A 24,706-nucleotide genomic window follows, 5' to 3' on the forward strand; every position below is an offset into this window, starting at 1 on the left:
CTCCGCGGGCTTTTTCGTTTGGCTGGACGCTATGGAGACGTTCAGGTCCAGTAGTCGCCGAGCTTCTGGTAGAAGACGAGGCCTGGTTCGATGACGCCGACCATCTCGGCCGTCTTTTCGCGCCGACGGGCCATATCCGGCGTTTCCGGTTCGTCGCCATCCTCGGCCGTATCGTCCGCATTCTTCTCGCCGCCGTCATGCTCGCCGGCAGCGCCGTCCTCGTCGGTGGCTTCATCCTCTTCCGCTTCGCGCGTTTGCGACCATTCGAGGTCTTCCTCCGCCGGCAGGTAGGGCACGAAGGCGAGCGGAATCCCCTCGCGGGCGACCGCGGCCGGCAGGGCAAGATCGGGCTGGGCGGCGACCTGCGCCTGGGCAGCGCCGTTTTCCGCAAGACGTTGGGCTGGGCGGGCCTCCTCCGCAAGAACCGGCGCCTGGCGGGCCGGCACGGATGCCGTCTGGGCCGGGTCGGGCCGCAGGCGCGCCGTTTCCTCTGATATGTCGGCGCTCGCCATGTCCGCCTCCTGCTCGGCCGTGGCGACAGCCTCCGCCTCCGGATCAACGATTGGCGGCAGCCCGGTCTCTTTCAATTCGACGTCCGGCGGCAGGACGACGTCGAGCGGACGTTCGAGAAGCGTGCGCAGGAACGTCGCCTCCTCGGGCGAGAGGTTTTCGACGAGATGAATGACCGCTTCCGTCAGAAGGGCAGGCGGCAGGTCGCGGGCCACGGCTTGCAGCACACTGCGCGCCAAGGCTTGGCCTGTGGTGTTGGTGAGCGGCTGTCGAGCCGAGGGTTCCTCGCGTCTGGCGGTCGCCGAAGTGTTGTCCTCGGGCTCCTGCGCATCGGCATGCTGGGGTTTGACGTTCTCGATGGCTTCCACCAGCGGGTGGTCGTCTGCAAGCGCCAGGACAGGCGCAGTCGCGACCGGGCGCGCTTCAGCCATCCGTTGAAGCGCGGGCGTCTCGTTCGGCTGGCGGACCGCGCCTGTAAGCTCGGCCCGCGCCGTCGTCGTTCCGCGCGTTTCGGCCTTGCCGGCCGCTTCCGCCTTTGCTCCGGTCGTTTCCGTTTTCACTGTGCTTTCGGCTTGTGTGACCGTTGCCGCTTTTTCCGCCGTTCCGGCGGTTTGCACCGGCTGAGCGGTCGCGGCGCGTGGCTTCGAGCCGCCGTCGAAGTCGAAGACACGCTTCAACATTGCCTGCAGGGTGCGGGCATCGCCGCTGAGCAGCTGCGCCATCTGGGCGGCCTGCTGCAGGCTGTGACGGCCGACGACGGCGAGTTGCTGCGCCGTCAGGGCGGCGGGCTTCTGGGCGCTGGCGGTGTGGCCTTCCGCAGCGTGGCGGTCTTCGGTCGTCAGGTTCGTGGCCAGCAGGGTGGCGAGTTTCTGCGCCTCCGGGCCGTTCGGGTTGCGTACGATCTCCACCAGCGTGCGTGTCGGCACGGCCGACAGGACGGTGCTGATCAGCTTTTCCACGGCCGGGCGCATTTCGGGCGGCAGCTTGGCGATGAGGTCGGCGAGCTTGCGGCCGCTTTCGCCTTCCCGGCCGGGCAGGGTCTTCAGGACGGTCAGCAACGTTTCGAGAAGGTCGCGGTTGGGGCTCGCCTCGCCGGTGCGCGGCATGTGCTTCAGCAGCGTCTCGATGAGGCGCAGCACGACTTCGGCGCGCAGATTGGCAAGGGCGGCGGCGGAAAGCGGGGGCTTGGCGGCGGCATCGACCGATGCCCCGGCCGCAAGGGCAGGGGTGGGCTGGGTCGTCCCGGTCGTTGGTGCCACGCGCGGCAGCATGCCCGCCTCCTGTTCGCCGCCTTGCCGATGCGCCGCATCCGCAAGGTCTTGCCAATGTTCCATCGTTCGTCGGATGGCGCATCATGCGCGACGCTGCGAGGGGATGCTTCGGCCCGGACGAACCGGGCTCTTTACGCGGAGGCGACGGGTAAACCTGAAGGCACTGAACCGCTTGACTGTGCCGGACGGGTGTTCCCGAGCTTCCGAACAACTACTGGCCCTTACATTTGGCATTTTATGGTTAACGAATTCCTAACGCATGCCAAAGAGCTTCGCAGATGCAGCAAACGTCCCCGGATTGTCCCGCTCGACGGCTCTTGCCCCTTATGCTCAGCTCAAGTAAATCTTGCCCGCACTGTTGGCCGCCGGTGAAGCGGGCCGCGGATGCGGCGGAGACTTTTTGATGAACCTCACCAACCTCATCCTCAACACCGACAGCTACAAGTTCAGCCACTACCTGCAATATCCCCCGGAAACCCGTGCCATCTCGTCCTATGTCGAGGCGCGTGGCCATTCGGACCATGCGGAAGTGCTGTTCTTCGGCCTCCAGATGTTCCTCAAGGAGTATCTGTCGAAACCGGTGACGATGCAGGACCTCGATGAGGCTGAAGGGATCGTCTTGGCGCATGGCTTGCCGTTCAACCGCGAGGGCTGGACGCATATCGTCAACAAACACGGCGGCTACCTGCCGCTGCTCATCGAGGCCCTGCCGGAGGGCACGCTGGTGCGGCGCGGCGTGCCGGTCGCCCAGGTCGTCAATACGGACCCGGCCTGCTACTGGCTGACCTCCTATATCGAGACGGCCTTCCTGCGCGCCATCTGGTATCCGAGCACGGTCGCCTCCAATTCGCGCAAGGTGAAGCAGGTCATCCAGCCGTTCCTGGAGAAGACCTGCGACGATCCGGCGAGCGTGCTGCCCTTCCGCCTGCATGATTTTGGCGCGCGCGGTACGACGAGTTTCGAGCAGGCCGGCATCGGCGGTGCTGCGCATCTCGTCAATTTCATGGGTACGGATACCGTCAGCGCCGTGCTCTATGCGCGCCGCTACTATGGTGCCGACATGGCCGGCTATTCCATTCCCGCCTCCGAGCATTCGACCATGACCTCCTGGGGTCAGGAGCATGAGGCCGAGGCCTATGGCAACATGATCGACAAGTTCGGCGGCAAGGGCCTCTATGCCGTCGTCTCCGACAGCTACGACATCAACAACGCGGTGTCGGAAATCTGGGGCAAGCAGCTGAAGGATCGCGTGCAGGCGGCCGGTGGCACGCTCGTCGTGCGGCCCGACAGCGGCGACCCGGTGGAAACCCCTGTGCAGGTGCTGCGCCAGCTTGCCTATGCCTTCGGCACGCATCTGAACGGCAAGGGCTACAAGGTGCTCGATAACAGCGTGCGCGTCATCCAGGGCGATGGCATCTCGCCCGCCGATATCGGCCTCATACTCGGCCGGCTGGAGGCCTTCGGCTTCTCGGCTGAGAACATCGCCTTCGGCATGGGCGCGGGCCTGCTCCAGCGCGTCAACCGCGACACCTATTCCTTCGCCATGAAAGCCAATGCACGGCAGGATACTGCCGGCGTCTGGCACGACGTCTACAAGCGTCCGGCGACGATGAACCTGAAAGCCTCCAAGGCCGGCCGCCAGGCGGTGGTCGAGGGTTATATCGGTTTGGAAGGCGCGCGCGTCGACCAGCTCGCCGGCCGCCGCAATCTTTTGCAGCCGGTCTGGCGCGACGGCAAGCTGCTCGTCGACTGGCATTTCGAAGAGGTCCGTGCCCGCGCGGTGTGAGGTCTTGCCGTCGGTGCTGCGCCGCGCCATCTTGAAGTCCTGACGGAGACGAACGATGACGGTACGCCCGCCGCAGGCGCTCGCCCCTTCCTTCACCAAGGAGACGGGGCTCAATATCCTCGAATACGAACTGATGTCGGAGCGGGCGGATTCGCTTGGCCGGCATGGGCTGAAGGTCGAGAAGGCGATCGCGCTGCTCTCGGAGCGTCTTGCTGCCGGCTGCGGCGAGGCGGAGCGTGAGGACCTGCTGAACGATGCGGCCGACAAGGTCTGGGCCTTCTTCATCCAGCGCGAAATGTGCGGCCTGCGCAGCCAGAAGGACGCGATCCGCCGCTACGGCATTCCGCCGGAGGTGATCGCGAGGCTCGGTATCGTCAGGAAGAAACCGGAAACCTAGGCGACGAGCTGGCGCGTGATCAGGTCGTAGATCCCGTTGTCGTCGATGCGCAGCGCAAAGATTTCCTTCCTGGCGTCCTCCCGCTCGTCCTTCTCCTTCGTGCCGGCGGCATCAAGATTGCGCACGGCCTCGCCCGTCGTTTCCGCAGGCGCGTCCTTGTGCTGGAGAAGCGTGTCGTCGGGCTTCGCCGATGCCTTTTCAACCGCCTTGGTTGCCTCGGCGCCGGAGGCGAGAAGCTGGATCGTGTCGACGGCATTCTGTGACGGTCCGGTCCCGGATTTGCCGTCCGTCTTGCCCTTGGCTGCCTCTTCATGGGCGCGGCCCACGGCCTCCTGAAGATCCTTGATGTCTTCGAGCTTTTCGCCAGCGTCGAGCTTGCGGATCGTCTCCTCGCGCTCCTTGCGCGTTTCAGCATCCTCGACGCGGGTCGGGTCGCGCCTGGTGCGCTCGAGCTTCAGTTCCTCAATCGTCTTGGGGTTCGCGGCGTCTTCCAGACGCGCGAGAACCTTCTGCATTTCCGGCGTCAGCGCCTTTTCGTCCTTGGCCTTTTCCGCCAGCGCATCCTTCACGCGCCCGGCTTCCTCGCCATAGGGATTGCGGATCGCCGCCACGAGATCGCTGGCGCGCAGGCCGAGGTCGGTGAGGCCGGTCTTTTTCTCGATCGTCGCCGTATCGGCCGGCAGCTCGCCGCGCTGGCGGGTCAGCATGGCCGAGAGGCGTTGCTGGTAGTCGGCGTCGGCCTCGCCATCGCCCTGCGCGGCACCGGTCGCAAGCGCCAGGCGTGCGACGAGATTGGCGCCGGTATCGTCCGAGGGGCCGCTCATCGCCTGCTTGACGGCATCGAGCGTCGTGCCGAGTGCCCGCAGCGAAACATTGAGCTCGCTGCCCTTCGAGGGAAGCCCGACGGCATCGACGAGGGTCAACTGGTCCGCAAGGCGCTGTGCGAAGTTGCGGGCGGATTCGCCCTCCTGCTGGGTTATGCCGAGCGCATCGGAAAAGCGGGAGATCAGCTTGGCGAGCGTGTCGCCGTCCTGGATACTGTTGCCGAAGAAATGTTCGTTGATGCGGGCATTGGCCTGGCGCGCGGCATCGTCCGGGCGCAGATGCGCCTGTTGGATGAGGTCGTCCTTCTTGCGGCCGCTGGCCTTTTCCGCTTCCTCGCGCTGGCGGTCCTCGATCGTCGTGACGATCGATTGCAGCGCCGAAACGGCCGCGGTGGACTGCGCGCTCTGCAGGGGTGTCAACATGATGGCAACCTCCAGAATCGACCTGAAGGATAGCCGTTCGCTCGTTAACCGGGCGTTAAGCCTGCGCCTGTCGGATTTGAGGGGTCGCGGGCGCCTGGGGCCGGCAGACGATCGTCACCAGCACGAAGCTGACATAGAGCAGCAGATACCACGAGCCGAGCTTGCTGAACGACACCATGTGCCAGGCATGCTGGCCGGGATAGAGCCAGACGCCCGTCGCCGTGCCGATGTTTTCGGCGATCCAGAGGAAGATGCTGGTGAGGAAGGCGGCCAGCACCAGCGGCATCCAGCGCGGCTTCGTCTCCACCGTATAGTAGATGCGCACCCGCCCGAAGAGCAGCACGGTGGCGGCAAAGAGCAGGATGCGGATATCGGGCAGGTAGTGGTGCGCGTAGAAATTGGCGTAGATGGCGATCGCCAGCACCGCCGTCATCCAGAACGGCGGATAGTGCGTGAAGCGCATGTCGAAGATGCGGATGGCGCGCGCCATGTAGCTGCCGACCGAGGCATACATGAAGCCGGAAAACAGCGGCACGCCGCCGATACGGATCAGCGCCGCCTCGGGATAGGTCCAGGAGCCCATATGGACCTTGAAGATCTCCATGACAGTGCCGACGACATGGTAGATGAGGATGACCTTCGCTTCCTCCAGCGTCTCCATCTTCAAGAGCAGGAACGTGATCTGAATGGCGAGCGCCATCAGGAAAAGCGCGTCGTAACGATGGAGCGGCCAGTCCGGCTGCCAGACGAGCTTGGTGAGGATGATCAGCCCGAGCATCAGCCCGCCGAACAGGCAGGCCCACGCCTGTTTCAAGCCGAACAGGATGAATTCGGAAAGGCCCGGCGGCAAGGCGGCGAGCCGGCCGCGAATGAGCCGGCGCAGAGGCTCCAGCGTCGGGCCGGTCTGGTGCTGCTGTCCGTTCTGCACGGCAAGCCTCAGCTATGGGCGAAGATGTCGGTCTCTTCCCAACCGATGAGATCGAGCTTGGCGCGCGTCGGCAGGAAGGTGAAGCAGGCTTCGGCATGGGCAAGCCGGCCGTCGCGGACGAGGCGGGCCATGAGCTTGTCGCGCAGGGCATGGAGATGCAGCACGTCGGAGGCGGCATATTCGAGTTGCGCCTGTGACAAGGTCTCGGCGGCCCAGTCGGACGACTGCTGCTGCTTGGAAATGTCGACGTCGAGCATCTCCTTGAGGTTTTCCTTCAGGCCGTGGCGGTCGGTATAGGTGCGCGTCAGGCGCGAGGCGATCTTGGTGCAGAAGACCGGCGTCGTGGTAACGCCGAAGGTGTGGAACAGCACCGCGATGTCGAAACGGCCATAATGGAAGATCTTTTGGCGGCTCGGGTCTTCCAGCATGGCGACGAGATTGGGGGCTTCCTTCTGGCCGGCGGCGATGCGGATGACATCGGCGGAGCCGTCACCGGAGGAAAGCTGGACGACGCAGAGCCGGTCGCGGCGCGGAATAAGGCCGAGCGTTTCCGTATCGATGGCGATCGCCCCGGTATAGCGGGCCGCATCGGCCGCCGAGATGTCACCTTCGTGATACCGGATTGCACTTGCCATGAAAAACCCCATCTAACCAATTGGAATGCTCGCAGGCCTATAGCGCATGTCGCCGGCCGGCGGTATCTCTTTGTGGATTGCGAAAGGCCGGCTTCAGCCGGATGGAAAGATGAAGACACGAGCCACCCTTGCCCTTCTGGGCCTCCTCCTGTCCGCCGCCGGCAGTCAGGCACAGGTGTTCAAGGACCTGCCCGGCGTGACGCCGAGCGACGCCACCGATGAATACAAGAGCAAGGGGCAGGTGGCGTGCGAGCCGACGGTAGGGTATGCGCGTGATCGCGATTTCCGCTGGATGCCGCGCAACATGTATGTCTGCGAACAGAACGGCATAACCGCAAGCGGCACGGCGCTGCCACCGTCCAGCGTGCGTGCCCTGCGCGGTCTGGGGTACTAAGCAATCCAGCAAAAGTGCGCAGCGGTTTTGCGTCCGGAATTGCGGGAGCACCCAGGTCGCACGCTTCTCACGCCCGTGCTACCACAGCGTGGACGCATATCCGGAGGAGCCATGACCGACAACACAATGCCGCTGGTGATCAGCGCGCCCGAGCCGCGCACGCTCGATCTCATCTTCACGCCACAGACAGAAGCGGAACTGCGCCGCACCTATCGCATCGTCGAGGCCGATCCCGATGATATTGCCGGGCTCGGCGATGCCGTACTGTCAGAGGCACGCTATATCATCGGCCAGCCGCCGCTTTCGGCGGAAACGCTCGGCCGCATGCCCAATCTGCGCGCCATCCTGAATGTCGAGAGCAATCTCCTCAACAACATGCCCTACGATATCCTGTTTGCGCGCGGCATCCACGTCGTGACGACGGGGCAGGTCTTCGCCGAGCCGGTCGCCGAACTCGGCCTTGCCATGGCGCTGAACCTTGCGCGCGGCGTGATCGATGCCGATGTCGCCTTCCGCGAGGGCCGTGAATTGTGGGGCGGCGAGGGCAATGCCTCGGCCCGTCTTTTATCCGGCTCGGAGATAGGCATTGTCGGCTTCGGCGATCTCGGCCGGGCGCTGAATCGTGTTCTCTCGGGCTTCCGTGCGAGAATCCGCGTCTTCGATCCCTGGCTGCCGCCGTCGATCCTGCGCGAGGCGGGCGTCGAGCCGGCCTCGCTTTCCGAGGTGCTGGGAATGAGCGATTTCGTCTTCGTCGTCGCCTCGGTGACGAGCGAGAACAGGGGCTTTCTCGATGCTGAAGCGTTTGCGTCCATGCGCAAGGGCGCGGCCTTCATCCTGCTCAGCCGGGCGGATGTGGTCGATTTCCCGGCGCTGGTGGCTGCGGTGCAGCGCGGTCATATCGTTGCGGCGAGCGATGTTTATCCGGAAGAACCGCTGCCGGCCGATCATCCGGTGCGAAAACTCTCCGGCTTCGTCCGCTCGGCCCATCGCGCCGGCGCGCTCGACAGCGCCTTCAAGAAGATGGGCGAAATGGTGCTGGAGGATATGGCGCTGATGGATCGCGGCCTGCCGCCGATGCGCTGCAAGCGGGCCGAGCGCGAGACGGTCTCGCGCATGCGCTCCAAGCCGGTGAGCGTCAACTGAAACGAAAAAGGCCGTGGCGCGAGATCGCCACGGCCTTGTCGGTTTCACGCGCGTGGGATCAGGCGCGTTTGATGACCTTGATGAGCACGAGCAGGATCACCGCGCCGATCGTGGCGTTGATGATTGCAGCCAGTATGCCGCCGCCGATCGAGAAGCCGAGCCGGGGAAAAAGGAACCCTGCAATAAAGGCGCCGACGATGCCGACGACGATGTTACCGATGAGGCCGTAGCCGAAACCCGAGACGATAAGGCCCGCAAGCCAGCCCGCAATGGCGCCGACAAGGAGAAAAATAAGAATGCTTTCAATGCCCATGGAGTGCTCCCTTTGACAGTATCATTCTGTCACCGCCCAATCTGGCAGCGGTTTTCCGGAAAGCAAGAGGCTTTGAAAACTTCTCTTACGCCGCTCACACGATGCCGCCGCCGCCGCTTGCAACTGCCGGTCGCTCGCTCGCAACTTTCGCCCGGTAGCCGGCAGCCCGGTAGGTCGCGACCGGGTCGATCGCCCCGCCGGATTCCAGCCGTGCCATGGCGAGGATCGGCTCGACATCGGTGCGGAAGCCGACCTTCAGCGTTTCGGACGCCATCAGCGCGTCATTGCCGTCCTGATAGCCGGCCAATGCTGCGCGGTCGACGATGAGGCCCTGCGCATAGGCGCGGCAGACTTCGGTGGCGCTGCGCATCAGGCTTTCGATCGGGTCCGTCACATTGTGGCTCTGGTCCAGCATATGCGCCGGCGCAAAGCCTTCGGCCTTGCGCACTTCCGCATCGACCAGTTCGTTGAAGACGAGGAACAGACGGTATGGATCGATGGAACCGGTATCGAGGTCGTCGTCGCCATATTTCGAATCGTTGAAATGGAAGCCGCCGAGTTTCTTGAACTGGATGAGGCGCGCGACGATCATCTCGATATTGACGTTCGGCGCATGGTGGCCGAGATCGACGAGGCAATAGGCCTTGGGGCCGAGTTCCTGCGCGATCAGGTAATTGGTGCCCCAGTCCTGCACGACCGTCGAATAGAAGGCCGGTTCGTACATCTTGTGTTCGGTGAAGAGCCGCCAGTCGTCGGGCAGGCCTTTGTAGATCGCCTTCATCGCATCGAGATAGCGCTCGAAGCTCTTGGTGAAATTCGCCTGGCCCGGAAAGTTGGTGCCGTCGCCGATCCACACCGTCAGCGCCTTGGAGCCGAGCGCATTGCCGATGGCGATGCATTCCAGATTGTGCTCCACGGCCTGCTGGCGCGTGCCGGCGTTTGCATGGGAGAGCGAACCGTATTTGTAGGAATGCTCCTGCTGCGGCGCATCGGAGAAGGTGTTGGAGTTCATCGCGTCGAAGCCGAGGCCAAGCGCCGCGCCGCGTTCCTTCAACTCCTTCAGGTCCGAAACCTTGTCCCAGGGAATATGCAGCGAGACGGTCGGCGTCGCGCGCGTCAGTTCCTGAATGACGGCGCAGTCCTCCAGCTTGTCATAGATATTGCGCGGCTCGCCGTCGCCGGGGAAGCGGGCAAAGCGCGTGCCGCCGGTGCCGACGCCCCAGGAGGGCACGGCGACAGCATAGGCCGCGACCTTGTTCTTCACCGCATCGATATCGATGCCCCGGCGGGCAAGCTGCGCGCCGAGATGGTCATAGTCACTTCTCAGGTCGGCGAGACGCTTGTCGTTCTCGCGCGCCACCACATCCTCGGAAATCATCGTCATCGAAAAAATCCTCAGCGGGTGAACGACTGGGCATTGCCCGCGTCGACATTGACGATATTGCCGGTCGATTTCGCCGACATGTCTGAGGTGAGGAAGTAGATGGCCTCAGCGATATCCTCCGGGAAGACAGAGAGTTTGAGCATGGAGCGCTCGCGGTAAAGCGCCTCCAGACCTTCCGTGTCGGTCTTGTAGATCGCCGCGCGCTGTTCCTTCCACTCGCCGGACCAGATCTTCGAGCCGCGCAGCACGGCATCCGGGTTCACCACGTTGACGCGGATCTGCTCGGAGGCGCCTTCGAGCGCGAGGCAGCGGGCGAGATGGATTTCGGCGGCCTTCGCCGTGCAATAGGCCGAGGCGCCGGGGGAGGCGGCAAGGCCGTTCTTGGAGGCGACGAAGACGACGTTGCCGCCCGCCTTCTGCCGGCGGAAGATGCGGAAGGCTTCGCGCGAGACGAGGAAGTAGCCTGTCGCGAGAATGCCGATATTCTTGTTCCACAGTTCGAGCGTCGTGTCCTCGATGACGGCGGAGGAGGCGAGGCCCGCATTGGAAACGAGAATGTCGAGGCCGCCGAATTCGACCAGCGTATCGGCAAAGCTTTTGGCGACCAGCGCCTCGTCGGTGACGTTCATGGTGACCGAGCGCACGACATCCTTGCCGTAGCGGCCGGCAAGCTCGCTCTGCGCTTCGGCAAGAGCGGTCTCGTCGATATCGGCCAGCACCACGCAGGCGCCCTCCGCCATCAGCCGGTTCGCCGTCGCCTTGCCGATGCCGCCGGCGCCGCCGGTGACCAGCGCGATGCGGCCGGCGAGGCTCTTGGGCTTCGGCATGCGCTGGAGTTTTGCTTCCTCCAGCAGCCAGTATTCGATGTCGAAGGCTTCCTGTTCCGGCAGGCCGACATAGTCCGAGACACCGGACGCGCCGCGCATCACGTTGATGGCGTTGACGTAGAACTCGCCGGAAATGCGCGCCGTCGCCTTGTCCTTGGCAAAGGTGATCATGCCGACGCCGGGCACGAGATAGACGACCGCATTGGGGTCGCGCATGGCGGGGCTGTTGGCGCGCTTGCAGCGCTCGTAATAGGCGGCATAGTCGGCGCGGTAGACGGCGACGGCATCGTCCAGACCGGCCAGCGTCTTGTCGATATCAGGATTGGCCGGATCGAAATCGACGACGAGCGGCCGGATTTTCGTGCGCAAAAAGTGGTCCGGGCAGCTGGTGCCAAGCGCCGCGAGCGGGGCGAGGTCCTTTGCCGTGACGAAGTCGAGCACGGCGCTGCTGTCGTCGAAATGGCCGACCTTCTTTTCGTCCTTGCTGATCATGCCGCGAATGACCGGCATCAGCTTTTCGGCGACCGCGCGGCGTTCGGCCGGCGCCAGAACCGGCTTCACCGCGCCGCCGAAGGCAGGGGCCGTGTTGTTCGCCTCGAACCAGGCGATCGCCTTGTTGATGATCTCGACCGTCGTCTCGTAGCATTCCCTAGCCGTATCGCCCCAGGTGAAGAGGCCGTGGCTTTCCAGCACGAGGCCGCGCGCATTGGGGTTTTCCAGGCAGAATCTTTCGAGCCACAGGCCCAGTTCGTAGCCGGGGCGCTTCCAGGGCAGCCAGCCGATATCGTCGCCGAAGATTTTTTGGGTCAGCTCGCGCGAATTCTTCGCGGCGGCGATGGCGATGATCGCGTCGGGATGCATGTGGTCGACATGCTTCCTCGGCACATAGGCATGCAGCGGCGTGTCGATGGAGGCGGCGCGCGGGTTGAGGTTGAAGGTGCAGTGGGGAAGATAGCCCACCATCTCGTCTTCATGCTCGAGGCCGCGATAGAGGCCCTTGAGCGCGTTCAGCTTGTCCATGTAGAGCGTGGCAAAACCGTCCATCTTGATCGTGCCGACATCGCCGCCCGAGCCCTTGACCCAGAGCACCTCGACATTGCCGGCGCCGAGCGGATCCTTCTCGATGACCTTCGCCGAGGTGTTGCCGCCGCCGTAATTGGTGATGCGCTTGTCGGAGCCGAGCAGGTTGGAGCGATAGAGCAGACGCTCGGGCTCGCTCATGGCCGACGCCTTGGCGTCATCCCACAGGTTTGCAAGGCGTGCGCCCTGGTTCTTTTCCAGCATCGGCATTTCCTCCCGGTATTTCTCGTGGCGCACCTATCGCGGCGCTCGACGGCATGCTTTCAGATCACACGGGATTTTTGCCGATGTCAATCATAAACGATCAAAAACAATCATATTGCACTGCACAATGAAAAAATATGATTGATTGTGATTGACAATGCGCGATCCTGATGGAAGCATTGCGAGCACTGGAGGAGCCATGCACGAGAAGGAAAGACATCGGATCATTCTGTCCGCGGTTCAGGAGAAGCCGGTCGTGACCGTGCCCGAGCTTGTGGACCTGACCGACAGTTCCGAGGCGACGATCCGGCGCGACATCGCGGCATTGCACGTGCAGAAGAAGCTGCGCCGGGTGCGCGGCGGGGCGGAAGCCCTGCATCCCCCGCAGTTCGTCGGTCTTGCCGGCCGGCCCTTCACGGTCAACGAGACGCTGAACACCCGCCAGAAGCAGGCGATCGCTAAGGAGGCGGTGGCGCTCTGCGAAGACGGCGATCCGATCATCATCAATGGTGGCACGACCACCTTCCAGATGGTGCATTTCCTGACCAACCGCCGCATGCAGGTCTTCACCAACTCGTTCAACATCGCCGAACACCTGCTGAAGCATTCGAAGAACACGATCATGCTGTCCGGCGGCACGATCTATCGCGAGCAGAACATCGTGCTCAGCCCCTTCGACAATGACGTGACGCGCAATTTCTATGCGCGCCGCATGTTCATGGGTGCGCAGGGCATCGGCCCGCTCGGCCTTATGGAGGCCGATCCGCTGCTCATCCAGGCCGAGCAGAAGCTGATCGATCAGGCCGACGAGCTCGTCGTGCTGGTCGATTCCACCAAGTTCCGCAAGCGCTCCAGCCTCATCCTGTGCGGCCTGAAGCGCATTGCCACCATCATCACGGATTCGGGCATCGAGGACAGGGATGCCGCGATGCTGGAGGAGGCCGGTGTCAACCTGATCGTCGCGAACGTTCAGGCAAGCGCCAAATCGGAGACTGCATCCTCATCGGCATGAGGCCGGAGGGTTGATTTTTCACTGGGAGGAAATGACGTGAAAATTCTGAAAACCTTACTCGTGACGGCGGCCGTTTCGGTCGCGATGATGGCGACCGCGCAGGCGGAAACCAAGAAGATCGCGCTTGTCGTGAAGGCGCTCGGCATCGGCTTCTTCGAAGCCGCCAACAAGGGCGCGCAGGAAGCCGCCAAGGAACTCGGCGATGTCGAGGTCATCTATACCGGCCCGACGACGACGACCGCCGAAGGTCAGATCGAGGTGATCAATTCGCTGATCGCCCAGAAGGTCGACGCCATCGCCGTTTCGGCAAACGACACCAACGCGCTGGTACCGGCCCTCAAGAAGGCCATGGACCGCGGCATCAAGGTCATCTCCTGGGATTCCGGCGTCGCCCCTGAAGGCCGCCTGATGCACCTCAACCCGTCGTCGAACCCGCTGATCGGCAACATGATCATCAAGCTCGCCGCCGACAACCTGCCCGAGGGCGGCGACGTTGCGGTGCTCTCGGCCACGGCCACCTCGACGAACCAGAACGTCTGGATCGAGGAAATGAACAAGGTGCTGCCGAACTACAAGGGCATCAATGTCGTGGCGACTGTCTATGGCGACGACCTTGCCGACAAGTCCTATCGTGAGACGCAGGGCCTCATCCAGTCGCATCCGAACCTGAAGGCGATCATCGCGCCGACCTCGGTGGGCATCGTCGCGGCCGCCCAGGCCGTCACCGACGCCGGCAAGATCGGCCAGATCAACGTCACAGGCCTCGGCCTTCCCTCGGAAATGGCCGGTCACGTGAAGTCGGGCGCCTCCAAGTCCTTCGCGATCTGGAACCCGATCGACCTCGGCTATTCCGCAACGATGATCGCCAACGACCTGATCGGCGGCGCGGAAGCCAAGCCCGGCGCGGAGCTGAAGATGGGCCGCATGGGCACCGTAAAGCTCGACGACAAGAACGAAGGCGCGATGGCCGATCCGTTCATCTATGACGCCAAGAACGTCGAGGAATTCGCCAAGATCTTCTGATCTTGCGAGAAATCCGCCCCTTCCCCTCTGGGGGAGGGGCATTCTCCGTGACATGCTGATCCTGCCCGAACCGGCCATGCCGGTGGCCGGGCGATTGTAACCGAAATTCCGGTGGACCGAGACTTGCTGCAGGACACGACCATATCGCGGACCAGGCCCGCCGTCGCGCTCGAGGGGATCTCGAAATCCTTTCCCGGCGTGCGCGCGCTGTCGGACGTTTCGCTCTCGCTCTATCCCGGCTCGGTGACGGCGCTGGTCGGCGAGAACGGGGCCGGCAAGTCGACGCTGGTGAAAATCCTCACCGGCATCTATCAGCCCGACGAGGGCACCATCCGTGTTGATGGCGCAGAGACCCAATTCCCGACCGCCAATGCTGCCGCCAAAGCCGGCGTGACGGCGATCCATCAGGAGACCGTGCTGTTCGACGAGCTGTCGGTCGCGGAAAACATTTTTCTCGGCCATGCCCCGCGCAACGGCTTCGGCCTCATCGACTGGAAAAAGATGAATGCGGATGCGCGCGCGCTGCTGTCGCGCGTCGGTGCCGATCTCGACCCGTCGATCCGCCTGCGCGACCTCGGCATCGCCAACAAGCACCTCGTCGCCATCGCGCGTGCGCTCTCCATCGATGCGCGCGTCGTCATCATGGACGAGCCGACGGCGGCGTTGTCGCACAAGGAAATCCACGAGCTTTACGAGCTGGTCGACCGGCTGAAGGCCGACGGCAAGGCGATCCTCTTCATCAGCCACAAGTTCGACGAGATCTTGCGCATCGCCGACCGCTATACCGTCTTCCGCGACGGGCGCATGGTGGGCGAGGGGCTGATATCGGAAACGACGCAGGACGAGTTGGTGCGCCTGATGGTCGGCCGCGATGTGGGGCAGGTGTTCCCCAAGCAGGAGGTCGCCATCGGCGAGCCGGTGCTCACCGTCTCCGGCTATCGTCACCCGACGGAATTCGAGGACATCAATTTCGAGCTGCGCCGCGGCGAAATCCTCGGCTTCTACGGTCTCGTCGGCGCCGGCCGCTCGGAATTCATGCAGTCGCTGATCGGCATCACCAGGCCGTCGGCCGGCGCGATCCGGCTGGATGGCGAGATCAAGGTCATCCGCTCGCCGGCCGAAGCCATCGAAGCCGGCATCGTCTATGTGCCGGAAGAACGTGGCCGGCAGGGCGCGATCATCGGCCTGCCGATCTTCCAGAACGTCACGCTGCCCTCGCTGTCGCGCACCTCGCGCTCGGGATTTTTGCGCATGGCGGAGGAATTTGCCCTGGCGCGGGAATATACGGCGCGGCTCGATCTGCGCGCCGCATCGCTCGATCAGGATGTCGGCACGCTTTCGGGCGGCAACCAGCAGAAGGTCGTCATCGCCAAGTGGCTGGCGACGCGGCCAAAGGTCATCATCCTCGACGAGCCGACCAAGGGCATCGACATTGGCTCCAAGGCCGCCGTGCATGCTTTCATGAGCGAGCTTGCCGCCTCCGGCCTCAGCGTCATCATGGTCTCCTCGGAAATCCCCGAAATCATGGGCATGGCCGACCGCGTCATCGTGATGCGCGAGGGCCGCATCGCCGGCCGTTTCGAGCGCGCGGAGCTGACGGCCGAAAAACTCGTGCGCGCCGCCGCCGGCATTCAGGAGGCCGCGTGATGAAGCTTCTCCTCAAAAACCGCGAAATGCTGCTGGTCGTCGCCATCATCGCGCTGCTCGTGCTGATCGCCATCCGCTTCCCGCCCTTCGTGGCGCCGGCCAATCTTGCCAATGTCTATAATGACACGTCGATCCTGATCATTCTGGCGCTCGGCCAGATGGCCGTCATCCTGACACGTTGCATCGACCTCTCGATGGCCGCCAACCTTGCCCTGTCGGGGATGGCGGCGGCCATGCTGAACGCGGCATTCCCCGGCCTACCGGTGCCGCTGATCATCCTTGCTGCGGTCGCGCTCGGGGCGTTTCTCGGTTCGATCAACGGCCTGCTCGTCTGGAAGCTCGACATTCCGCCGATCGTCGTCACGCTCGGCACGCTCACCATCTATCGCGGCCTGATCTTCCTTCTCTCCGGCGGCGCTTGGATCAATGCGCACCAGATGAGCGATGCCTTCAAGGCATTGCCGCGTGCCACTTTGCTCGGTTTCCCGCTGCTCTCCTGGCTGTCGCTGGTCATCATCGCCATCATGCTCGTCGTGATGCGCCGCACACCGCTCGGCCGCGCCTTCTTCGCGCTCGGCGGCAACCCGCATGCGGCCGTCTATACCGGCATCGATGTCGGCCGCACGCGCTTCCTCGCCTATTGTCTGTCGGGCACGCTAGCCGGCCTTTCGGGTTATCTCTGGGTGTCGCGCTACGCCGTCGCCTATGTCGATATCGCCGCCGGTTTCGAGCTCGATATCATCGCGGCTTGCGTCATCGGCGGCGTGTCGATTGCCGGCGGCATCGGCTCGGTCGGCGGCGCGGTGCTCGGCGCGCTGTTCCTCGGCGTCATCAAGAATGCGCTGCCGGTCATCAACATCTCGCCCTTCGCCCAGATGGCGATATCAGGCACGGTCATCATCATCGCCGTCGCCGTCAATGCGCGTGCCGAAAAGCGCAAGGGCCGGGTCATTCTCAGGAAAGCGGAGGCCGTCCATGGCTGACGTCCAGACGATCGCACGCCACATTCCCGACCGGCTGGAAAGCCGTGGCGCGCGCCTCATCAAAAGCTGGGAGACGCTGCTGGTCGCCGTGGCGCTGGCGATCTTCCTCGTGAACTCCTTCGCCTCGCCCTATTTCCTCGATCCGTGGAACCTGTCGGACGCGACCTTCAACTTCACCGAAAAGGCGATGATCGCCTTCGCCATGGCGCTGGTCATCATTTCAGGCGAAATCGACCTCTCCGTCGCCTCGATCATCGCGCTGACCTCGACGGTGATGGGCTACGCCGTGCAGCTCGGTTTCGATACGCCCGCGCTCGTTATGATCGGTCTTGCCACCGGCCTCCTCTGCGGCGCCTTCAACGGCCTGCTCGTCACCGGCCTCGGCCTGCCCTCCATCGTCGTCACCATCGGCACGATGAGCCTCTTCCGGGGCCTGTCCTTCCTCATCCTCGGCGATCAGGCTTTTACCGGTTATCCCGCCAGCTTCTCCTGGTTCGGCCAGGGCTATGTCTGGTGGGTCTTCTCGTTCGAGTTCTGCCTCTTCGTTGCGCTTGCCGTCATCTACGGCGTGGTGCTGCACAAGACGAATTTCGGCCGCGCCGTCTATGCCATCGGCAACAACCAGACGGCCGCCCTCTTCTCCGGCGTGCGCGTCGGCCGGGTGAAATTCGTGCTCTTCCTGCTGACCGGCCTGATGGCCGCCATCGCCTCGATCTGCCTGACGGCCCGCCTCGGCTCGACGCGCCCCTCCATCGCACTCGGCTGGGAGCTGGAAGTGGTGACGATGGTCGTGCTCGGCGGCGTCAACATCCTCGGCGGCTCCGGCACCATTCCCGGCGTCGTGCTGGCGGCCCTCATCATGGGTATGGTGACTTTCGGCTTCGGCCTGCTCAACGTGCCCGGCATCGTCATGTCGATCTTCATCGGCCTGCTGCTGATTTCGGTGATCGCGCTGCCGATCCTCTATCGCCGTTTCCGTGGCCGCAGGAGCCATTGAGCCATGGAGAAATATGCGTTTCGCATGCGGCTCAATCCCGGCATGCAAGATGAATATAAAGCGCGGCACGATGCGATCTGGCCGGAATTGTCTGCGCTCCTCAAAGAGGCGGGCGTCTCCGATTACTCCATCCATCTCGACGAGGAGACGAACCTGCTCTTCGGCGTGCTCTGGCGGCGCGATGATCACACCATGGCGGACCTGCCGAACCATCCCGTCATGAAGCGCTGGTGGGCCCACATGGCCGACATCATGCAGACGAAGCCGGATAACGAGCCCGTCGCCGTTCCGCTCGTCACCGTCTTCCATATGGACTGAGCCGATGAAGACCATCGCCGTCGTCGATATCGGCAAGACGAATGCCAAGGTCGTGCTGGTCGATGGCATGAGCTTTCGCGAGGTCGCCGCCCGCACCATGCCGAACGGCGTGGTCAACGCCGCGCCCTATCCGCATTTCGATACGGAAAAACTCTGGGCTTTCATCGTCGAGAGCCTTGCCGCGTTGAACCGCGAACGCCCGATCGACGCCATCTCCATCACGACGCATGGTGCGACCGCTGCCTTGGTCGAGGAGGATGGCCACCTTGTCCTGCCGGTCTTGGACTATGAGCACGAAGGCCCGCAGGAGGCTGCGGAGGTCTATCGGAAAATCCGCCCGCCCTTCGCCGAGAGCGGGACGCCGATGATGCCAATGGGCCTCAATGCCGGCCTGCAGATTTATTGGCAGTCGACGCGTTTCCCCGAAGCCTTCGCCAGAACGCGCCATATCCTGATGTATGCGCAATACTGGTCCTTCCGCCTGACCGGCATCGCCGCCAGCGAGGTCACCTCGCTTGGCTGCCATGCCGACCTCTGGGAACCGCGCAACGGTTGCTTCTCCAGCCTTGTCAAAGACGAGGGCTGGACGGAGCTGATGCCGCCGGTGCGCAAGGCAGGCGATACGCTCGGGCCGATCCTACCCGAAATCGCGGCGGCGGCGGGTCTCAGGCCTGACGTGCCAGTTCATTGCGGCATCCACGATTCGAATGCCTCGCTGTTGCCCTACGTGCTGACGCGAAAGGCGCCCTATGCGGTCGTCTCCACCGGCACCTGGGTCGTGGTCATGGCGATCGGCGGAAAACAGGTCGTTTTGGACGAGGCACGCGACACGCTGATCAATGTCAACGCGCTCGGCGATCCTGTGCCGTCCTCGCGCTTCATGGGCGGCCGGGCCTTTTCGACGCTGGGCGGCAAGTCCGGCGACCTTCCGGCCTCCGCCATCGCCGCCGTGCTGGACCGCGATGCCATGCTGCTGCCGTCGATGCCGGAGGAGTCCGGACCCTATCCCGGCCGCAAAGCGCGCTGGACCGTTCCGCGCGACGCCCTTAGCGACGATGAGGCGCAGGCCGTGATCGCCTTCCACCTCGCGCTGATGACGGCGACCTGCCTCGACCTCATCGGCGCCGATGGCTCCGTCATCGTCGAGGGACCGTTTGCCGCCAACCGGGCCTTCCTGATGATGCTGGGGGTGGCGACGGGCCGGGACGTGCTGGCCGGTGGCAGCGCCACGGGCACGAGCATCGGCGCCGCCTGCCTTGCGGCGGGAAGCGCACCGGAGCCGACGCTGGTCTCGGTCGCGCAAGATCTGCCGCCGGGCGCGGCGGACTATGCGGCGCGCTGGCGCGCTCTTGCCGACGAGGCTTGAGTGTGATCGCCGGCGGGGTTTAGAAAACCCGGGCCTTGGCCGGGGCGCGGCCGGCGTCGATATCGAGAAGAAGCGTGATGGCGGCCAGCGTTGCCGCTGCAATCACCGTGGCGCCCAATGCCAGAACAATCATTGTCCGTTCCTCCTGACATCATTGTCAGTTCATAAGGACACCCTACGCGCGCGAGCTTGCGTGTAGCTGACGTTACGGCGGTGTGTTTAATTTTAGCGATCCGCGAAGCAAGGCATAAAGCATTAACCTTCAGGCAAGGAATTAACCATAAACATGGTTCTACGCGTCGGAATGGGAAATTCGCCATTTCTCACCCAGGCATGATGCCGACCGCCGTACCGGATCAAAGCCGGTATTCGAGTTTCACAGAATTTGATCATGGATCGACGGGTGCCCCGTGCTTTGAGAGCACGTTTGGTTTGCAACCTTTCCGCCATGCGAGAATTCGGTCGGTTCGCTCACAAGCGCAACCGGGCATCGTTGGTTTGGGAGCATACTGGTGCAGGAAATGCCGGCAGAAAACGCTCGAATGGGACAGGCAGCCAGCCTGCGCGACCGTTTGCGCTTTGCCGGCGTCGAAGCAGCCCAGGGCGAAACGCTCCGCCGCCACCGCCAGACGCTCGAACGGCATGTCGAAACCGCGCTTCGCGATCTCTTCCAGCGTTTCCAGACCTTTCCCGATGCCGCCCGCCACTTCCAGAGCGAGCGCCAGATCGACCGTCTGCACGACCTCCAGAGCTCCCACTGGAGTGTTTTGACCGACGGACGCTTCGATGGCCTCTATGCCGAGCGGGTAAAAGTTCTTTCCGACAGCGAAAGCCAGATGGGTCTCGACCCGCGCTGGCGCATTGCCGGCCATTCGGTCGTGCTCGAAACGGTCGTCTCCGGCCTGATCGAGGAATACTGGCCGAAATCCATCCTGCCCGGCGCCGGCAAGGCCCGCCGCAAGGAGCTGACCGAGCTTGTCTCCGCCTTCATCCGCACCGCCATGGTGGATGCGGAAATCGGCGTTTCGCTGCGTTTCAACGAGCTGCGCCACGCTCACGGCCGCGCCCTTGCCGACCAGCGTCGCGAGGACCGCGCCGAACTCGACCGCGTTTTCGGCGAGACGATCCGCAGCCTCTCCGCCCTCGATTTTTCCGCCCGCGTCTCCGGCGAGATGCCCGAGGCGTGGCGCGACATGGCCGACACGCTGAACGGCGCGCTGGATGAGATCCAGAAGCACCTTGCCTCCGCCGCCGACCGCGCCACCGAAAGCGACCGCCTCGTCGGTGCGCTTGCTTCCGGTGCTGGCAGCCTTTCGGCCCGCTCCGCCGAGCAGTCGGCAAGCCTGATCGAAACCGCCAATGCGCTCGGCGCCATCGTCGGGCGCGTGCGCCAGACGCTGGATGAAACCCGCAAGGCTCAGTCCGCTGCGCTCGCAACGCAGGATTCGGTGACCAAGAGCGGCAACATCGTCGGCGAGGCCATGTCGGCGATGGCCGATATCGAGGCCTCGGCGGAAAAGATCGGCCAGATCATCGGCGTGATCGACGAGATCGCTTTCCAGACCAACCTCCTGGCGCTGAACGCCGGTATCGAGGCGGCCCGCGCCGGCGACAGCGGTCGCGGCTTCGCTGTCGTCGCGCAGGAAGTCCGCGCGCTCGCCCAGCGCTCCGCCGACGCGGCGCGCGAGATCAAGCAGCTCGTCACCAGCACCAAGTCGCAGGTCGAGACCGGCGTCGAGCATGTTCACCGCACGCAGGATGCAATCGGCAACATCGTGCGTCAGGTCGAGGGCATCAACGATGCCATTACCGGCATCGTGCGCGAAAGCGCCGTCGATGCCGAAGGGCTCGACGGCGTGACCGCCGATATCGGCCGCACCAGCCGCGCGCTGGAAGCGGATGCCTCGGACGCCGGCCGTATCGGTTCCGAAGGCCGCGATCTTCATACCGTCATCCTCGAACTCGGCCGCACGATCCGCGAATTCCGCGTTTCCGCGCAGCGCGAGGCCCGCCCGGTTCGCACCGCCCCGCCGGCGCCGCGTGTCGTTGCGGAACAAGTGGCGACGGATGCCGCTCCCCTCGATTTCCTGACGGCACGCGCCGTCGGCTTTGGAGGGTGAGATGGCGAAGCGGCAACCCAGGCACTGGTTCTCCACGACGCGCAGCCAGACTTCGGAAGAAGGCCTGCCGCCCGCGCCGAACGGGGGAACGATGACCTCAGACAGACGCAGCCCGAGAAACTGGCTCATACAAGGAACCCGGTAATGGCGAGCAAGAAAGCCGCTCAGAAAAGTTTAAGCCTTGCCCCCGTGCTCGATCTCAACGAGGCGACGGCACTGCACCAGCAGCTCATGGGCCTCAAGGGCAATCCGCTCCTCATCGACGCCTCGGCGGTCGAGCGGGTCGGCGCGCTCTGTGTCCAGGTTCTGATGGCCGGCGCCAAGAGCTGGGAGGAGGAAGGCAAGCCTTTCACCTTCGGCAAGGTTTCCGACCCTTTCATGAAGACAATGCAACTTATCGGCGTGAATATTGATCACTTGCTGGCACAGGAGGCTGGGCAATGAAGAAAAAAGTTTTGACCGTGGATGATTCCAGGACAATCCGGAACATGCTTCTCGTGACCCTCAACAATGCGGGTTTCGAGACCATCCAGGCGGAAGACGGCGTCGAGGGCCTTGAAGTCCTCGAGAATGCCAATCCCGACGTCATCGTCACCGACATCAACATGCCGCGCCTCGATGGCTTCGGCTTCATCGAAGGCGTGCGCCGCAACGAGAAGTTCCGAGCGATCCCGATCCTCGTTCTGACCACCGAAAGCGATGCCGAGAAGAAGAACCGCGCCCGTCAGGCCGGTGCGACGGGCTGGATCGTCAAGCCCTTCGATCCGACCAAGCTGATCGACGCAATCGAGCGCGTTACCGCCTAATCCCTCAGCCAGGATTACTCCCGATGGATATGAACGAAATCAAAGAGATCTTTTTCCAGGAATGCGAGGAGCAGCTCGCCGAACTGGAATCCGGTCTCTTGAAGCTGAATGACGGGGATCGCGATCCGGAAACGGTCAACGCCGTGTTTCGTGCCGTGCATTCGATCAAGGGCGGTGCCGGTGCATTCGGCCTCGATGACCTCGTCTCCTTCGCCCATGTGTTCGAGACGACACTGGATTGCGTTCGATCCAACAAGCTGGAGCCGACCCAGGATGTCCTGAAGGTCATGCTCAAATCGGCCGACGTCCTGGCGGACCTGACGAATGCGGCGCGCGACGGCGGAAGCGTCGATGAAGCGCGCAGCCGCACCCTGATCCGTGAACTGGAAGCGCTCGCTCATGGCGAGGTTCCGGCCGCGGCCGAAGCCCCGGCCCCGAAGCCCGCAGCCGCTGCTCCCAAGGCGGCCGCCCCGGCGCCGGTGGTTGTCGAAAAACCGCCGGTCAACGACGAGGGCTTCCAGCCTATCCCGTTCACCTTCGGTGATTTCGACGAGGAGCCGGTCGGCCACTATATGCCGACCGTCCAGATCGCCTTCAAGCCGAAGAAGGACCTCTACGCCAAGGGCAACGAAGCGGTTCTCCTGCTGCGCGACGTCTCCCGCCTCGGCGAGATGAGCGTCTATTGCGATATGGACGCCCTTCCGACGCTCGACAAGATGAATCCGGAGGAAGCCTATTTCTCCTGGAAGATCTCGGTCACCACCGAAAAGGGCGAGGACGGCGTACGTTCCGTCTTCGAATTCGCCGAGTGGGATTGCGATCTCGATATCCAGACCATCGAGGAAGACGTCGTTGGCGAGGTGACGGAAAACGAAGAACAGCCGATGCAGCCGGTGCCCTTCGACCTGTCGATGCTCGACGAAGGTGGCTCTGCCGCCGGTGACGAGCCGGCCGTCATGGAAAGCGACGCGGCCGCCGCCGTCGCTGCCGCAGAAACCGCCACCAAGGTCGCGCAGGCCGCAAGCCGCGCTGCCGACAACAAGGCAGCCTCCGCTGCCGCATCGGCCGCCAGTGCCGCCCAGGCCAGCCAGGCCGCTGCCGCAGGCCAGACGATCCGCGTCGATCTCGACCGCGTCGATCGCCTGATCAACCTCGTCGGCGAACTCGTGATCAACCAGGCGATGCTCTCGCAGAGCGTCGTCGAGAACGACGCCAACGGCACGTCCTCGATCAATATGGGTCTCGAAGAGCTGCAGCAGCTCACCCGCGAGATCCAGGATTCGGTCATGGCCATCCGCGCGCAGCCGGTGAAGCCGGTCTTCCAGCGCATGGCCCGTACCGTCCGCGAAATCGCCGATATAACCGGCAAGTCGGTCCGCCTCATCACCGAAGGCGAGAACACCGAAGTCGACAAGACCGTCATCGACAAGCTCGCCGAGCCGCTGACGCACATGATCCGCAACGCGGTCGACCACGGCCTCGAAATGCCCGAGAAGCGCGAAGCCCTCGGCAAGAACCCGGAAGGCACGGTTCGCCTGACGGCAAAACACCGTTCGGGCCGGATTGTCATCGAGCTAGCCGACGACGGCGCCGGCATCAACCGCGAGAAGGTGCGCCAGAAGGCCATCGACAACGACCTGATCGCGGCCGACGCCAACCTGTCGGACGAGGAAATCGACAACCTGATCTTCCACGCAGGCTTCTCGACTGCCGACAAGGTGTCTGACTTGTCCGGCCGCGGCGTCGGCATGGATGTCGTCAAGCGCTCGATCCAGGCGCTTGGCGGCCGCATCTCGATCTCCTCGAAGCCCGGCCAGGGCTCGGTCTTCACCATGAGCCTGCCGTTGACGCTCGCCGTTCTCGACGGCATGGTGGTCACGGTCGCCGGCCAGACGCTCGTCGTGCCGCTGACGGCCATCGTCGAGACGCTGCAGCCGGAAGCCTCCGCCATCCATTCCTTCGGTGCCTCGCAGCGGCTCATCTCGATCCGCAACTCGTTCTGCCCGCTGGTGGATGTCGGCCGGATCCTCAATTTCCGCGCCACGCAGGCCAATCCGATCGAGGGCGTCGCCCTGCTCGTCGAATCGGAAGGCGGCGGCCAGCGCGCCCTTATGGTCGATGCGATCCAGGGCCAGCGTCAGGTCGTCATCAAGAGCCTGGAAGCCAACTACACCCACGTGCCGGGCATCGCCGCCGCGACCATTCTCGGCGACGGCCGCGTGGCTCTCATCCTGGACGTCGACGCGGTGGTTGCCGCTTCGCGCGGCCAGTCCCTGAAACAAGACGTCTCGCTCGCTGCCACGGGTTGATCATCC

At 63.8% G+C, this 24,706-nt stretch carries 22 protein-coding genes; 15 read left to right on the forward strand and 7 right to left on the reverse strand.

Going from position 1 to position 24,706, the window contains the following annotated elements:
* Nucleotides 1–41: 41 nt before the first annotated feature.
* Nucleotides 42–1,844, reverse strand: a complete 1,803-nt coding sequence (locus AC27VQ_RS05355; protein ID WP_488715495.1) for a hypothetical protein — start codon at nt 1,842–1,844, stop codon at nt 42–44.
* 340 nt (nt 1,845–2,184) lie between these two features.
* Here AC27VQ_RS05355 and AC27VQ_RS05360 point away from each other — a divergent pair, with 340 nt between their 5' ends.
* Both AC27VQ_RS05360 and AC27VQ_RS05365 read left to right on the forward strand, forming a co-directional pair.
* Nucleotides 2,185–3,567: a nicotinate phosphoribosyltransferase gene (locus AC27VQ_RS05360; RefSeq protein ID WP_488715496.1), complete on the forward strand. Its 1,383-nt coding sequence runs from the start codon at nt 2,185–2,187 to the stop codon at nt 3,565–3,567.
* A gap of 55 nt (nt 3,568–3,622) precedes the next feature.
* Nucleotides 3,623–3,964: a DUF6665 family protein gene (locus AC27VQ_RS05365; protein ID WP_488715497.1), complete on the forward strand. Its 342-nt coding sequence runs from the start codon at nt 3,623–3,625 to the stop codon at nt 3,962–3,964.
* On the opposite strand, the gene AC27VQ_RS05370 is transcribed toward AC27VQ_RS05365, so the two are convergent.
* From AC27VQ_RS05370 to AC27VQ_RS05380, 3 genes are read right to left on the reverse strand one after another with little or no spacing between them, the layout of a single operon-like run.
* Complete coding sequence (locus AC27VQ_RS05370; protein WP_488715498.1) at nt 3,961–5,211, reverse strand: hypothetical protein; 1,251 nt, start codon at nt 5,209–5,211, stop codon at nt 3,961–3,963. The genes AC27VQ_RS05365 and AC27VQ_RS05370 overlap by 4 nt on opposite strands.
* A gap of 55 nt (nt 5,212–5,266) precedes the next feature.
* Nucleotides 5,267–6,139: a DUF817 domain-containing protein gene (locus AC27VQ_RS05375; RefSeq protein ID WP_488715499.1), complete on the reverse strand. Its 873-nt coding sequence runs from the start codon at nt 6,137–6,139 to the stop codon at nt 5,267–5,269.
* A gap of 8 nt (nt 6,140–6,147) precedes the next feature.
* Complete coding sequence (locus AC27VQ_RS05380) at nt 6,148–6,774, reverse strand: ribonuclease D (protein WP_298099560.1); 627 nt, start codon at nt 6,772–6,774, stop codon at nt 6,148–6,150.
* Between the two features lie 109 nt (nt 6,775–6,883).
* On the opposite strand from AC27VQ_RS05380, the gene AC27VQ_RS05385 reads away from it, so the two are divergent.
* A complete protein-coding gene (locus AC27VQ_RS05385) occupies nt 6,884–7,168 on the forward strand; it encodes a hypothetical protein (RefSeq protein ID WP_488715500.1) in 285 nt (94 codons plus the stop codon).
* Between the two features lie 111 nt (nt 7,169–7,279).
* Nucleotides 7,280–8,311: a hydroxyacid dehydrogenase gene (locus AC27VQ_RS05390; protein WP_488715501.1), complete on the forward strand. Its 1,032-nt coding sequence runs from the start codon at nt 7,280–7,282 to the stop codon at nt 8,309–8,311.
* A gap of 58 nt (nt 8,312–8,369) precedes the next feature.
* Here AC27VQ_RS05390 and AC27VQ_RS05395 read toward each other — a convergent pair whose 3' ends face one another.
* From AC27VQ_RS05395 to AC27VQ_RS05405, 3 genes are all read right to left on the reverse strand, one after another.
* The gene (locus AC27VQ_RS05395) at nt 8,370–8,624 is read right to left on the reverse strand and encodes a GlsB/YeaQ/YmgE family stress response membrane protein (RefSeq protein WP_313528864.1); all 255 of its coding nucleotides are present in this window, start codon (nt 8,622–8,624) and stop codon (nt 8,370–8,372) included.
* 94 nt (nt 8,625–8,718) lie between these two features.
* Nucleotides 8,719–10,008, reverse strand: a complete 1,290-nt coding sequence (gene rhaI, locus AC27VQ_RS05400) for an L-rhamnose catabolism isomerase (protein WP_488715502.1) — start codon at nt 10,006–10,008, stop codon at nt 8,719–8,721.
* An 11-nt stretch (nt 10,009–10,019) separates the two neighbouring features.
* Nucleotides 10,020–12,119: a bifunctional rhamnulose-1-phosphate aldolase/short-chain dehydrogenase gene (locus tag AC27VQ_RS05405; protein ID WP_488715503.1), complete on the reverse strand. Its 2,100-nt coding sequence runs from the start codon at nt 12,117–12,119 to the stop codon at nt 10,020–10,022.
* Nucleotides 12,120–12,318: 199 nt separating this feature from the next.
* Here AC27VQ_RS05405 and AC27VQ_RS05410 point away from each other — a divergent pair, with 199 nt between their 5' ends.
* The 11 genes from AC27VQ_RS05410 (at nt 12,319) to AC27VQ_RS05460 (ending at nt 24,700) form a co-directional block, all read left to right on the forward strand.
* Nucleotides 12,319–13,131, forward strand: coding sequence for a DeoR/GlpR family DNA-binding transcription regulator (locus AC27VQ_RS05410; protein ID WP_488715504.1), 813 nt, complete (start codon nt 12,319–12,321; stop codon nt 13,129–13,131).
* Nucleotides 13,132–13,167: 36 nt separating this feature from the next.
* Nucleotides 13,168–14,154, forward strand: a complete 987-nt coding sequence (gene rhaS, locus AC27VQ_RS05415; RefSeq protein ID WP_313528856.1) for a rhamnose ABC transporter substrate-binding protein — start codon at nt 13,168–13,170, stop codon at nt 14,152–14,154.
* Nucleotides 14,155–14,277: 123 nt separating this feature from the next.
* On the forward strand, nt 14,278–15,801 hold the full coding sequence (locus tag AC27VQ_RS05420; RefSeq protein ID WP_488715505.1) for a sugar ABC transporter ATP-binding protein: 1,524 nt from the start codon (nt 14,278–14,280) through the stop codon (nt 15,799–15,801).
* Nucleotides 15,798–16,784 (forward strand): ABC transporter permease, encoded by a 987-nt coding sequence (locus AC27VQ_RS05425; protein WP_488715506.1) that lies wholly within the window; start codon nt 15,798–15,800, stop codon nt 16,782–16,784. The genes AC27VQ_RS05420 and AC27VQ_RS05425 overlap by 4 nt, the downstream gene beginning before the upstream one ends.
* Entirely contained in the window at nt 16,777–17,781 is a 1,005-nt protein-coding gene (locus AC27VQ_RS05430) for an ABC transporter permease (RefSeq protein ID WP_488715507.1), read from the forward strand. The genes AC27VQ_RS05425 and AC27VQ_RS05430 overlap by 8 nt, the downstream gene beginning before the upstream one ends.
* A gap of 3 nt (nt 17,782–17,784) precedes the next feature.
* Nucleotides 17,785–18,099 carry an L-rhamnose mutarotase gene (gene rhaM / locus AC27VQ_RS05435; RefSeq protein ID WP_488715508.1) on the forward strand — a complete coding sequence of 105 codons (315 nt, stop codon included), beginning with the start codon at nt 17,785–17,787 and terminating at the stop codon, nt 18,097–18,099.
* Between the two features lie 4 nt (nt 18,100–18,103).
* Nucleotides 18,104–19,465 carry an FGGY-family carbohydrate kinase gene (locus AC27VQ_RS05440; protein WP_488715509.1) on the forward strand — a complete coding sequence of 454 codons (1,362 nt, stop codon included), beginning with the start codon at nt 18,104–18,106 and terminating at the stop codon, nt 19,463–19,465.
* A 542-nt stretch (nt 19,466–20,007) separates the two neighbouring features.
* Nucleotides 20,008–21,585, forward strand: coding sequence for a globin-coupled sensor protein (locus AC27VQ_RS05445; protein ID WP_488715510.1), 1,578 nt, complete (start codon nt 20,008–20,010; stop codon nt 21,583–21,585).
* Between the two features lie 144 nt (nt 21,586–21,729).
* Entirely contained in the window at nt 21,730–22,029 is a 300-nt protein-coding gene (locus tag AC27VQ_RS05450) for an STAS domain-containing protein (RefSeq protein WP_313532805.1), read from the forward strand.
* On the forward strand, nt 22,026–22,391 hold the full coding sequence (cheY1, locus tag AC27VQ_RS05455; RefSeq protein WP_117368143.1) for a chemotaxis response regulator CheY1: 366 nt from the start codon (nt 22,026–22,028) through the stop codon (nt 22,389–22,391). Before AC27VQ_RS05450 ends, cheY1 begins: the two co-directional genes overlap by 4 nt.
* Before the next feature lie 23 nt (nt 22,392–22,414).
* Nucleotides 22,415–24,700 carry a chemotaxis protein CheA gene (locus AC27VQ_RS05460; protein ID WP_488715511.1) on the forward strand — a complete coding sequence of 762 codons (2,286 nt, stop codon included), beginning with the start codon at nt 22,415–22,417 and terminating at the stop codon, nt 24,698–24,700.
* The last annotated feature ends 6 nt before the right edge of the window (nt 24,701–24,706 follow it).

This window comes from Shinella sp. 20P9.1.1, assembly GCF_057798995.1.